A 12,654-nucleotide genomic window follows, 5' to 3' on the forward strand; every position below is an offset into this window, starting at 1 on the left:
GGAATATGCCCTCCATTGGGGCATATGCCCAAATAAGATATCTTGTACTTGTTATTGCCTGAGTGCGTTCGAGGCTTTTATTCGAATTTTATGACGCCTAGGCCTGAGTACTTATTAACGCTCTACTCGCTATTTGAGTTTCGCGTGGCATAAATTGACAGCAGGTTGGATAAACAATATGACGTCTCAAACGCATAACAGCAGTATCGGGAATATTAGCGAAGAACAGCTACCTATTCCCAAGCATAAATTAAAGGGTTGGACCCATTTTTTAGGTCTGTACGCTGGTGAGCATGTTGCCGCGACGGAATTCGTCTTCGGCGCAACGTTTGTGGCACTTGGCGCCACCATGACCGACATCTTACTAGGCTTGTTAATTGGTAATATTCTAGCGGTACTAAGCTGGACCTTCATTACTACGCCCATCGCGGTTGAAACTCGATTAAGCCTATACACTTACCTGCAAAAAATTGCCGGTGACTCAATGACTAAGCTCTACAATTGGGCGAATGTTATTATTTTTACTGTTATATCCGCTGCCATGATTACGGTCTCGGCGACGGCAGTGCGCTTCGCCTTTGATATTCCAGCTCAGCTCAATTGGTATCCCACCAATGCTTGGTTTGTGGCTATCGTCTTAGCGGTGGGGATTATCGTGGTGCTGGTGGCTATGTATGGCTTTACCGCAGTATCCAATTTCTCTGGCATTTGTGCGCCATGGTTGCTTGTCATGTTTGTGAGTGGCCCATTGATTTTGATGCCCGCTTTGGCAGACTCTGTTATTGGCCAAACCGGACTCAGTAGTTGGTCTGATTTCATGCACATAGGCAGTATCTCCGTTTGGACGGGCCTAGACGCCAACGGTGAGCCTGGTATTGGTTTGTTAGAAGTCATTGGCTTTTCTTGGGCCGCCAACACAATCACCCACTTCGGCTTGATTGATATGGCTATTTTACGCTACGCCCGTAAGCGCTCGTACGGTGTGTGCACCTCGGCCGGCATGTTATTTGGTCACTATATCGCGTGGATTTCTGCCGGTATCATGGGTGCAGGCACAGCGGTTATCGTGCAAAAATCGATTGTGGAATTAGACCCAGGTGACGTGGCATACCAAGCACTAGGTTTATCCGGTTTGGTGATTGTTATTGTTGCGGGGTGGACCACAGCGAACGCGAACCTGTATCGTGCTGGCTTAGCTGCTCAAGCCATTTTCAAAAACCATTCACGTACTAAAACGACCTTAACCGTAGGTCTGGTCACTGTATGTGTGGCATGTTTCCCTTTCGTGTTTACCAAGCTCTTGCCTTTATTAACCTATGCCGGTTTATTGGTGGTGCCAGTAGGTGCCATCGTATTTGCTGAGCACTTTATCTTCCCGCGTATCGGTTATACGCGTTACTGGGTGGCATATCGTCAGCTTACCCATAGCAGACCAGCTGTTGTGGCTTGGGGCTTAGGTTTAGCGTTTGGTTTTGGCTTAAATGCGTTGGATGTTTTGTCTTTTTACTACCTGTTTATACCAACGTGGTTCTTCACCATCTTTGTATATACCGTGATGGCAAAACGTCATGGTGCGGCTGAAGCGTACCCAGAAGAGCAAGCACAAATGGAAGCATTTAACCAACGTGTTGAGCTTCATCAAGAAGAGCAGGCTCGAAACGAACCTGACCCTGTAATACATATATCAAAATTAACCCAGTCGCTACGTGTGATATCGATTGCCAGCTTAATTGTTACGTTTGCGTTGGCGTGTAACACCATGTTTTTCAGTGCCGACATTTCTGGCTACGAAGTGAACAGAGACATGTTTTTCAATGTCGGTTTTGCTTGCACACTTATTTACTTTTTCACCGCTTATTGGGCCATGCAGCGTAAAAAAATAGCTGTCGGCGCCAACGTTTAGGACATCATTATGACTATCGAAAACAGTATTGTATTAAATCAAGCAAATTTACCGTCATTGCCTAAGAGTGTTACCGTTCCAAATTACGACCGTAGCAAAGTGACATCAGGCATCGTGCATATTGGTGTTGGGGGCTTTCATCGTTCCCATGAAGCGTTCTATACAGATGAATATATGCAGCAAAGCGGTGATTTATCTTGGGGAATTTGCGGCGTTGGGTTGCGCGAAGGCGACCGTAAAATGCAGGCAATTCTTAAAGATCAAGATTATCTATACACCTTGATAGTAAGGCACCCAAATGGCCAAGTTGAAAATCGTGTGATTGGTTGTTTGACGGACTTTTTACTTAGCTGCGATGCACCGCAAAAAGTGGTGGATAAGATGGCCAGCGACGAAACCAAAATCGTGTCTTTGACCATCACCGAAGGGGGATACAACTTCAATCCCGTGACAGACGAGTTTGATTTCACCCACCCTGATGTGGTGCATGACTTAGCGAATCCTGGCTCGCCTCGATTAGTCTTTGGTTATCTAGCGGCGGCGCTAAAAGCACGCAAAGACGCAGGTAAAAAACCATTTACAGTGCAATCTTGTGACAACATTCAGCACAACGGTAATATGACTCGCAAGATGCTTTTGGCTTACGTAGGGCAGTTTGACCAAGACTTGGCTGAATGGATTTCACAAAATGTGCATTTTCCAAATGCAATGGTTGACCGCATTACACCGGCTACCACCCCTGCTGATATGGCTTACTTGGCCGACGAAGTTGGCGTGAAAGACAACTGGCCTGTAGTGTGTGAACCTTTTATTCAGTGGATTATTGAAGATAAATTCAGCGATGCCCGCCCATTGTGGGAACAAGTCGGTGCGCAGTTTGTAACGGATGTAACCCCATATGAGAAAATGAAGATACGTCTTTTAAATGCGGGCCATTCAGTGCTAGGTATTCTTGGCTCGATTGAAGAGCAGGAAACGATTGATGGTGCAGTGCAAGAGCCTCTTTTTGCGCGCTATTTACGGTTATTTATGGACTCTGAAGTCACGCCTATTCTTGACCCAGTGGATGGCATTGATTTAACCGAATACAAGGATGTGTTGTTTGAACGTTTTGCTAACCCGAACATCAAGGATAACTTGTCGCGTATTTGCTTAGAAAGCTCGTCAAAAGTGTCTACCTTTTTGTTACCGACATTACTGCAAAATCTTGCGAGCGGCGGCGAAATTAAGTGCGCAACACTGGTGATTGCCGCTTGGTGTTACTACAGCGATAAACAGGTGAACAAAAACGGTAAAGCGCTGGATATTAACGACGTAATGTCAGCTGATTTGCATAAAGCAGCACAGCAAACCGCCAATGATCCCTTAGCGTTTTTGCAGCTTGATAGTATTTTCGCTGAAGTGAAACAACAGCCTAGATTTGTAACTGAATACCAGAAGCAAATTGAAGCACTTTACGCACATGGCGACATAAAGAGCCAGATGCAAGACGTTGTGGCCCAAGCCCAGTAAAGCGTAAGTATATCTCTCGATTTTCGTTGCTTCACGAAGAAGCCCGTAAGGCTTTAAAAGCGCAAATCAGCATTGACGCGCGGATGAGAGCACAGTGAACCACTGAGCTCTCATCCGTATTTTTTATGGGCCTACTATATATTACCCGGTGAAGATGCGCTGTGCATGGGTTGTCAGCCCTGAGGTAACACTGCCAAAATGATCACCAATCACAATGTCTAACTCAGGAAAGACCGAGTTTATCCATTGCTGCACCACAGGAGACATCGCCGTACCACCGGTGACGTAAAGCACGTCTGGCGTAGCCCCCGCTTGGGTAATGGCCTCTTTCATTAAGCGCTCAAACTTACTTAGCTCATCGGAAATAGCATCACTTAGCTGTGCGCGGCTAACAGGTATGTCCAAGCCAGCTTCAATATAATGCAGGGGCAACTGAATCTCTTGCTGATCAGATAGCAGGATTTTTGCTTTTTCTGCACTGCGACTAACACGTAAACCATATTTACCATCACGCAGGGCTTTCAAACGATTCAATTTTGGGTTGGGGCTGATGCGGCAATACTCTTCAATGTCTTTGCCTGTTAGGCGCCCGTTAAACTCTTGCTGAGCCGCTACATCGTTAACGCTCACCGCCTGTTTAAACAAATGGTTGGGCACGGGTAAGCCATTATTCAGTACCGTATTTTTACCAAATTCCGGCATCAGGGCCATCAGCGCCAGTTTATTGTCTAAATCGATACCCCCGATGCGTTTACCTGTGTGACTCAAAATACAATCTTGTCTGTCGATTAAGTGCACGTAACTTGGGCCGACCTTGATCATAGAGCAGTCCGTGGTACCCCCACCTAAATCTAGGATCAGCACCAGCTTGTCTTCGTTTAATTGGCGCTCATAATCATATGCGGCGGCCACAGGCTCCATCAAAAATTGCACGTCTTTAAAGCCAACTTTTGCCGCTGCGCTATCAATAATGCTCAGGGCTTGTTTGTTGCCGTCCTTACCGAGTAGCCCGTGAAAGTTGACCGGGCGACCAATCATGATTTGGCTGAACTCTTGCTGCTTAATGCATTCTGCTTCTTGCTTAATGAAGGCCAACATTTTTTCGACTATGGTGGTGAACACGGCTCTTTGCGTAGCGTTGATGTCTGCCCCTAAAAATGACTTGGGGGATTTAATATAAAAGCCACTTTCAGGATGAGAGACATGGGTTAGCTCAGCCTCCTCCCCGAAAATAACGTCACCATTGGCTGCAAGTGCTTGCACTATGCTTTGTGCTCGCTGATCGTTAGCTGTGTTTAAGCGATGTGCTTTACGCAGCTGTTTGCGTGCAATATTCACCATTTGCTCATGATTGAGTGAAGTAGATATTTGTGGATCTTCTTTCAAAGCAGAGATCTGCTTAGCAATCATATCCGTAGTCAAATCGGCAGGTGTGCTATTGCTGTGTTCAATAAACAGCGATGAAGGTAAACGAGATTTTCCATCTTCAAGGGGAATAAGTACTGGAGTATTGTTTTCGATAACGGCGATAGAACAGTTTGACGTGCCAAAGTCGAGGCCTGCGGACATTCAGGAGATCCTTTAGGAACTGAGATAATGTCCGACATTTTAATATAAAGCGTCGCCATAAATTGTTATTTAAATGTTGTTAGTAACGTGAGTGAGCAACGAATGAACAGTGAAGCGATATAAAGTCTCGGTAAATTTCATTGCAATAAGTGTATCGGATTGTTATCAATAGCCCAATTAATAAACCCAAAATGAACAGTAGAGTGTAAATATGGATATGAAAAAAATAGTGTTAGTCGGGGCCGTTTTTTTAGCGGTTGTTTATTTTGGTGGCTCAATGTTGGCGACGCAAAAAGCGGAAGAGGCCATGCAAGCGGTAGTCAATGAAACTCGCGGATTTGGGGCTCAGATGAGTTACGATGACTTATCAGCCTCTGTATTTGGCAGCGTCACAATCGACGACCTGGTGATTGATACGCGTATCGGTAAGGTGTTTATCGATGAATTGTATATTGAAGAGTTTGAGCAAGAACAGAATATGCTGTCTGAAATAGCAATGGAGGCAGACGATATTCGAGTGACTGGGTTTCCCATTAACAACTCCCCTAGGGATTTATTTGAAGCATTCATCTATTTGCTCCAGCAAGAGGGCAATGAAATGGATCTCGCGCTGGCGCTAGAAATTGATATTGATGATGATGAAGCTGAGCTCGAGGCACTCAGTATTGATGGCGACAATATTGGGGAGTTGTATGCCTCTATGAAGCTGCGTGGCCTTAAAAAGCTGCAAGATCTACAAAACCAAAGCCCGTTGTTGATGGGCACGGTACTGTTACAGGAATTGGTGGTGCATGAAGCGTCTTTGTCTTTAGAAGATGATGGTATTTTAGACGCGTTACTCAATAGCGAAGCTAAGCAAAAAGGCGTCAGTGCTGAGTCTTTGCGCGAGTCTGCTATCGAGCGCGGCAAAAAAGCCAAAGACAGAGCAACGGATAAAACTGAGAAGCAACTAGCCGAAGCCGGTATTGCGTTATTAAAGGGGGATGGCATTACCCTCACGCTGAATGAGGATACCCCTGTTAAGCTGGAGCAATTGTTTCTAACGGGCAAGCAGGGCATGCAGCGAGAGTTGCACAAGGCGAAGTTTGATTTAGATATCGATTAACGCCCAGTTTAGCCAACAAGCACACCTAATGGTGGGCATGTTGGCTTTTAATCTGCTCAGCGTTCGATTCGTCAGGCTGTGAGGTAGATTTTATGGGCTGTGAGGTAAAATAGTGCAAGACTATGTTTTGCTTAGATAAATCGAGAAAAACCGAACTGACGATATTGTGATCCCCAGACATCCAGTTCTCATGCTTATGACTATTCAAAGATACCGCAACTTGGTTAACGCCCTCTTTTAGCCAAGATTGCGGTATGTGCACATCTTTACCGTACAGCCTTTGGCGTTTAATCCCGTTTACGAAAACATGGGCATGGCCTTGTAGCACGCCGTCGACTTTATCCTCAGCAGTTATCGTTGCTAAATCAGGGGCGTTCAGTAGGTAATTGTCCACTTCCAGATGAATATTCACCCCGTCAATGGGATCGCGAAATGCGCTCAGCTGGATTTTCGGAACGGGCGTGGTTCTGCCAATATCCCGCGCTTTATGCTCATGTATTTCGGTTGATGCTAAGGCCATATTGCCAGTCACGTTAAAAAGCGTCACGGCCACAATGAAGAGCGTGATTATCACAAAATCTTTGTGACGAACAATATCAAGAAGCTTGCGAGGTAAAAGATGCTGACGTATTGGCATATTAAGCTCCTGGGGGCGGGCCCATCGTCGCCCCTGTGCTGCATGATGCAACTGCGTTGTCTTGTAATTGGCCAGCAAAGCGGGTGCCAATAATGTACGGGAACGCCGGTACGTAGGAGCCGTTTTCCTGAATAATGGTGATGTGATAATGGTAACCGCGAACGCTATCGGTATGACCGTTGTATTGATCCAAGTAGACGCCACCTTGCTCGGTTAACGCGCTGTTCCAATAGTAATCTTCGTAATAGTAGCCGTTATCTGCGACCAATTCGTTACCCGATAATGTCGTTACCACATCGTCAAATTCTGGGCCTTGAGTCGCGACTTCGGTACCTAAGGAGGCATCGTACTGATCGATCAAAGTACAGCTACGAGCGTTGTCAGAGCAACCCGTTGCTGAGCTTGACGTATAATCCCGTACTTCCCATGCGCTCACGGCTAACTGACCATCTTCTTGCCAAGGGCCATATATGGGATAACCGTCGGCTGCGTAACCATAAATAGGTGAATGTTGGTCGCCGGTATCACCGACCAAGTCGGCTAAACAGCGGGTATAAAAGTGGTGATGATAGTCGCCATTTGCCGAGTGCCCACCACAAATATCCACGTCATATTGTTCAGCAACAGGGGCAAGGTTTAGCCATGAGCCATCGCTGTTGTAACTCATTCCATCTCCCCAGTTATACACAGATGAGCCATTAACGAATAAGCCGACTTTGCCTAAACCGTTTTCACATTCTTGTGTCGTGGCTTGGGGATTTTTTGGAAAATACACTTCTCGCTCATCTTCAATAGGGCAAGCAGGGCCTGGGGGCCAATAACCGTAACCGGCATTGCTATCGCAATTTTGTCCTGTGCTGACGTAACCTACGTCTTCACCGAACTCAACCACATCACCCACAGATGCGGTCGTTTGCCCAGTGACTAAATCTGAACTGGCTTTTGGGCGGTTATTGATGCTGTCTATAATCTCTTGGGTCATGGTGACATCGTATTTTGGGATCCCTTGGCTTGTAACAAGGGTATAATCCGTGTCATCAATGGTTTCATCACTTACCGATTGCACATTTACGAGCACGCCAATACCTGTGACTGAGTCCAAAATTCGGCTGGAAACCTCGTTAGTGGTATTGATGATCCACACATTGTCATTTTCATCGCCAGAGTCGTCTTCACTATCATCATTAACAGCACTGACAGTAACAGACACTGTATCGGTGACCGCATCATTGACACCATCATCTACAGATACTTGAAATTGCAGTGTTTCTTCATTGGCTACAGCTGGTGCGGAAAAACGGGTGCTAGGCGAGTTAGCATCGCTAAGGGTGACGTCGGTTCCAGATAGTTGAGCCCAATTAATGTCATAATTTGTGTCATCGTCTGAAATGTTGGCATTCAGGGTAACTGAGTCGCCCGCTACCACAGTTTGAGCCTCTCCCGCCTCTACTACAGGCGACGTATTCACTGTTTCATCCGTTGCGCTATCTTCGCTATTTGATGACTCAGCGCCACAGCCGTTGAGTAACGCGCATAGAAACAATGCGCTAGACCATGTGTTGATTGAGGTGAATCGTTTTTTAGCCATTGCTAGACCTTTGAGGGCAGAAATTCAGGCGATTAATATATCGACATAGTGTGGAGTTAGCGTGCAGAAACTGTGCAGTTCGCGGGGATTTATTGGAGGGGCAAGTGTTAAGACAATGCAGGAAGTAACGTTGACTCCCTGCATGCCCATATGGAGGTAGGCTTATTACTCAGCTAAATCGTGATGAGTTTTGTATAAACCGGTATTTTTAAATGTGCGCTGGGGGGGTAACTCCTTAGCGACGCTTAACGTTTTATTTCCTTGATTGTCTTTACGTAAAGTGAATTCATCGTAAATCTGCCCATTAGAGGTGAAAGACTGGTAAATGAGATTATCCTGGGTTTTCTTGATGATTTGGTAGGTTGGGGTGTTCTCGCCAATGCGCTCTAGTGTGACATCGTAGTCATCGTATTCATCCCAGCGCGTCGATTTAATCGGGTAGGTCTTAGGTCCTGCTACAGAGGTGACAAATACGGTTTTAACTTGCTTCGTTGAGGAAGGTGTGGCCATTTTATGAATGTCGCTTTGAATGCCGATGCTGCCCCGCGCGTAGGCGTGATCGTGGCCTTGCAGCACCAAATCAACCTTGTGCTTTAACATAATGGGCAAAAATGCTGCGCGTATTTCGGGTTCATCTTGCCCTGGGGTATTCAACGGTATACCGCATGACGAGAAGATAGGGTGGTGCATCGTCACGATGCGCCATTTCGCTGTGCTAGTTTGTAGCGCTTGGTCTAACCAATGCGCTTGAGCTTGCAATAAATTGATGTCACCACGGGCTTCGGAGTCAAGTACAAAAACATCCATCTCTGGGTAATGGGTAACGTAGGCTGTTTCTTGCAGTGCGCTAGGTAAAGAAGGGGTCAAGGGCAGGGTAAACTGGCTTTGCCACAATGTGGATAGTGCCCAGCTTTTTTGCGCGTTTTCTTGTACTTGCCAATCATATTCATGGTTACCGGCCACGAGCACCGCTGGTAATGAACGATGAATGAATTGCCCTGCGTTCAGCCAGTTTGACCATTGTTGATCGCTTGCTCCTTCATTGACTAAATCCCCCGCATAAATAGCAAATTTAGCATTCGGTGCATGTTGCCAAGCACGGCGCAGTACTAATGGCCAATGTGAATAAATACCATTTTGGGCGTCACCGAAGTACAAGAAGGAAAAGTCTTGATGGGTATCAACAGGGGCGGTTTTAATTTGTTGCCACGGGGACCACATACCCGTTGCGCCCGCAACACGGTAGTTGTAATACGTATCGGCGTGTAAATCTTTGAAGGTTAGTGAATGGTAATGAACATTGGGCTGACCATCATTGGCTGGATAGTGAAAGTGACCAGAGTCGCCGATTCCATTGGCCAGTGCAGCGCTGTGCGTTTTCGCTACAAACTGAGCCGCGTTTGTATCATAGCGTGCATCAGGTTGTGCTTGAACAATTTCTCCGTAGGCTCTGTTGACTGAATTATCGGTACGCCATGTCACCGAAAAGCTGTCTTCTGGGGAGACCGTTGGAGTAGCAATGATACGATCCGGCCATTGGGTGGCAACTGGGTGTGGGGTTAACGCTTTAACTGAAACCGCTTCGCCATTGGCGACACTCACGTACAGCAAAAGCGGTAGGAGCAGAGCCAGGCTTAAAGGCTGCGAGAAAAGACGGACTGTCATAAGTAAACCTTTTTCCAAACAAATTAACGGTAAAAACACGCCACTGAAAAACGGTGGCGTGTTTGAAGGGATATACTCATGGCGAGCGTTCGTACTCGCCATGATAGTGAGATAAACAATGTGAATGAATAATGTGAGGCTAAAAGGCGTAGCTAACACCACCGCCGTATGTGGCCGGTGCGCCGACTAAACGCGCCCCACCGTTTAACTCAAGAAAATACACTTCATCTGTGATGTTGCGACCGTAAGCGTAAACATTTAACCCGTTTGCAAACGTTACATCTAGGCGTACACCGAGCAAATCATACGAGGGAGCTGTATTGCCATCGCCAGCGTTTAAGCGGTTCGACTCTTCACCGTGGTAACTGTAATTCAAACGGGCGTTGAGTTGGGTATTGTTAGCCAGTGATGTTTGGTAATTTAGTACCGCCGTTTGACTCCATTCAGGAGAGCCAGGCAGTGGGTCGCCGATGGTACTGACCACATCGTTCACCCGATTAGAGCTAAACTCAGTGATTTCCGTATCCAGATAAGTACCGGCAGTATTGAAGGTGATTTTGTGATCATTGGCTTCATATAACGTGACTGCTATTGAGGCTTCTGCACCGCGCACGGTGGCTTCGCCCACGTTAGTTCTACCATTGGTGTCGTTTGATAGCCGCGCCGTTGCTTGCAGCTCTTCAAAATCATACGAGAACAGGTCAAAGGTGAAGTTGATATTGTCTGTTACATACCGTGCCCCTGCTTCATACGCGAGTACTTCTTCTGATTCGAAGGGCTGGGTCTCTTCTTCAGAGAATATCGATGTGCCGTCGAAACCGCCACCACGATAGGCTGTGCTCACGGAGGCGAAAACGTTGAGATTATCGTTGATAAAATATTGAATAGCCAGTTTGCCTGAGACATTGCTGTCGTCAAACTCGCGATCCCATGAGAAGTTGGCGTCTGTTTTAAAGGTTTCTTCGAAAACTGATAATCCCCATGGATCGGCATCAATATTTTCACCGCGGAATTTCGCATTGTCTTTGGTGTAGCGCAGGCCACCGCTTATCACTAAGTCGTTTGAAATGTTCCAGTCGATGTTTCCGAAGGTCGCAAAGCTGTTACGGCGCTGATTGTAGGGCGAGCTGTATTGAGATAGCACCGCGTAGCTGGTCCAGTTACTGGTGAAATCAACAGAGTCATTCATAAAGAAGGCCCCTGCTATCCAGTCAAATTCGCCGCCGGTTGCGTCACTCAAGCGAATTTCTAATGATGTTTGGTCAAGATCATCGTCGAAGTTGTATTGGTAGCGAGGAAATGACGTGCCGTCTCCGTTACCACTGACATTGCGCTCACTGCTTTGCAATGCAAATAATATGTCGAGGTTTAAGCCTGATTGTAATTGGCGGCTAACGTCTCCTGAAAATCCGCTCACATCGATTTCATGAGAATAATATTCGCTGGTGTAAAAATCGTAAGGGTCGTTACCTTCCCCTGCGTTAAGTGAAGGGTTGTCATCTTCAAATGCAACACGGTCATACTGGCGGGTGTCACCTCGGTCTTGGCTGGTAAAGTAATGCAGCGTAAGAGACGTCACATCATCAAAGTCGTAAACGGCTGTGCCACGAAAGGCGAATAAATCTGCATCGCCAAATCCGTCGCGCTCACCTGGGTCAGCCACTGGGGGCACAATACCTTGGGTGCCTTGGGGTACAAAGCCTGCGAAGTTGCCTGCACCTTTACCGTCCATAAAGCCTCCACCTTGCTCCATAAGAACCGCAACGCGAACGCCTAACTTGTCAGAGACCTTGCCGCCAACCGCTGCTGTGCCTGACACAAAGTCGTACGAGCCGTATTCGATATCGGCGTAGCCGTTTAACTCCTCACCTGGGGCACGAGTGATAGCATTAATTGCCCCGGCCGTAGTATTGCGCCCGTAGAGGGTGCCTTGGGGTCCTTTGAGTACTTCGATGCGCTCTAAATCAAAAAGAGGCATGCTCAAATAAGCGTTGGAGGTTTGATAAATTCCATCAACGTGTAAGGCTACGGACGGGTTACCGTTAGGCTTATAGTCATCAGCGCCGCCTATACCACGTATGGTGATAAAGCTGTTTTCAGGGCCACCAAAAGCAGAGTTAATGGAAATGCCTGAGAGGCTATCAATTAAGTCTGTGAAGTCAGTTACGCCTTGGGCTTTTAACTCGTCTGCGCCCAACACTGAAATGGCCACAGGAGTATCTTGTAAGCTGCTATCGCGCTTTAACGCAGTCACAACAACTTCGTCCATCGGGGCTTGATAGCTTGCGGCACGTTTATTTTGAGATTTATTTTTTAGTGACGCTTTTTTGATAACAATCGCGCCGCTGGGCTGTTCGTATGCTTGTAAGCCGCTGCCATCTAACAATTTTTCTACCGCATTGAGAACGCTAAGTTCACCTGAGGTGGCAATAGCCTGTTTGCCGCTGACAAGGCGACTTGGAGCAATAATAACCGTGCCGGTTTGTTGCGATAACAAGTTCAATGCTTGCCCAAGTGGTTGCACTGAAATATTAACTTGGGTTTGCTGAGCTAACACGTAGGCGGGTGTCAAAGCTGCGAGGGCAGTACCAAACAAAGCGAATTTAATTGAACGTGTAAGTGTATTCATGATGTTACTTCCAGTTAGTTAATATAGGTTTCGCTAGAAGAGTCAT

Annotated in this window: 8 protein-coding genes; 3 read left to right on the forward strand and 5 right to left on the reverse strand. The window is 46.6% G+C overall.

Annotation, left to right across the window (positions count from 1 at the left end; all coding sequences use genetic code 11):
• Positions 1–178: 178 nt before the first annotated feature.
• Together AC0VYA_RS03685 and AC0VYA_RS03690 are read left to right on the forward strand one after the other, a co-directional pair.
• Positions 179–1,903 (forward strand): purine-cytosine permease family protein, encoded by a 1,725-nt coding sequence (locus AC0VYA_RS03685; RefSeq protein WP_011573667.1) that lies wholly within the window; start codon positions 179–181, stop codon positions 1,901–1,903.
• Positions 1,904–1,912: 9 nt separating this feature from the next.
• Positions 1,913–3,415 carry a mannitol dehydrogenase family protein gene (locus AC0VYA_RS03690; RefSeq protein WP_475490082.1) on the forward strand — a complete coding sequence of 501 codons (1,503 nt, stop codon included), beginning with the start codon at positions 1,913–1,915 and terminating at the stop codon, positions 3,413–3,415.
• A 141-nt stretch (positions 3,416–3,556) separates the two neighbouring features.
• Here the strand turns inward: AC0VYA_RS03690 and yegD are convergent, their stop codons facing one another.
• A complete protein-coding gene (yegD, locus tag AC0VYA_RS03695) occupies positions 3,557–4,984 on the reverse strand; it encodes a molecular chaperone (protein ID WP_475490083.1) in 1,428 nt (475 codons plus the stop codon).
• A 211-nt stretch (positions 4,985–5,195) separates the two neighbouring features.
• Between yegD and AC0VYA_RS03700 the strand changes: the two genes are divergently transcribed.
• Complete coding sequence (locus tag AC0VYA_RS03700) at positions 5,196–6,089, forward strand: hypothetical protein (protein ID WP_475490084.1); 894 nt, start codon at positions 5,196–5,198, stop codon at positions 6,087–6,089.
• Positions 6,090–6,114: 25 nt separating this feature from the next.
• On the opposite strand, the gene AC0VYA_RS03705 is transcribed toward AC0VYA_RS03700, so the two are convergent.
• The 4 genes from AC0VYA_RS03705 to AC0VYA_RS03720 form a co-directional block, all read right to left on the reverse strand.
• Positions 6,115–6,726: a hypothetical protein gene (locus AC0VYA_RS03705; RefSeq protein ID WP_475490085.1), complete on the reverse strand. Its 612-nt coding sequence runs from the start codon at positions 6,724–6,726 to the stop codon at positions 6,115–6,117.
• A gap of 1 nt (position 6,727) precedes the next feature.
• Positions 6,728–8,314 carry a YHYH protein gene (locus AC0VYA_RS03710; protein ID WP_475490086.1) on the reverse strand — a complete coding sequence of 529 codons (1,587 nt, stop codon included), beginning with the start codon at positions 8,312–8,314 and terminating at the stop codon, positions 6,728–6,730.
• A gap of 165 nt (positions 8,315–8,479) precedes the next feature.
• On the reverse strand, positions 8,480–9,979 hold the full coding sequence (locus tag AC0VYA_RS03715) for a purple acid phosphatase family protein (protein ID WP_475490087.1): 1,500 nt from the start codon (positions 9,977–9,979) through the stop codon (positions 8,480–8,482).
• A 139-nt stretch (positions 9,980–10,118) separates the two neighbouring features.
• Positions 10,119–12,608 (reverse strand): TonB-dependent receptor, encoded by a 2,490-nt coding sequence (locus tag AC0VYA_RS03720; RefSeq protein WP_475490088.1) that lies wholly within the window; start codon positions 12,606–12,608, stop codon positions 10,119–10,121.
• Positions 12,609–12,654: the final 46 nt, after the last annotated feature.

The sequence above is a fragment of the Paraglaciecola sp. QJM3NY_14 genome (genome assembly GCF_056173245.1).

Excerpts from the sequence above, each read along its gene's own strand:
- AC0VYA_RS03685 (WP_011573667.1), top strand. The coding sequence starts at position 179 with ATGACGTCTCAAACGCATAACAGCAGTATCGGGAATATTAGCGAAGAA.
- AC0VYA_RS03690 (WP_475490082.1), top strand. The coding sequence starts at position 1,913 with ATGACTATCGAAAACAGTATTGTATTAAATCAAGCAAATTTACCGTCA.
- yegD (WP_475490083.1), bottom strand. The coding sequence starts at position 4,984 with ATGTCCGCAGGCCTCGACTTTGGCACGTCAAACTGTTCTATCGCCGTT.
- AC0VYA_RS03700 (WP_475490084.1), top strand. The coding sequence starts at position 5,196 with ATGGATATGAAAAAAATAGTGTTAGTCGGGGCCGTTTTTTTAGCGGTT.
- AC0VYA_RS03705 (WP_475490085.1), bottom strand. The coding sequence starts at position 6,726 with ATGCCAATACGTCAGCATCTTTTACCTCGCAAGCTTCTTGATATTGTT.
- AC0VYA_RS03710 (WP_475490086.1), bottom strand. The coding sequence starts at position 8,314 with ATGGCTAAAAAACGATTCACCTCAATCAACACATGGTCTAGCGCATTG.
- AC0VYA_RS03715 (WP_475490087.1), bottom strand. The coding sequence starts at position 9,979 with ATGACAGTCCGTCTTTTCTCGCAGCCTTTAAGCCTGGCTCTGCTCCTA.
- AC0VYA_RS03720 (WP_475490088.1), bottom strand. The coding sequence starts at position 12,608 with ATGAATACACTTACACGTTCAATTAAATTCGCTTTGTTTGGTACTGCC.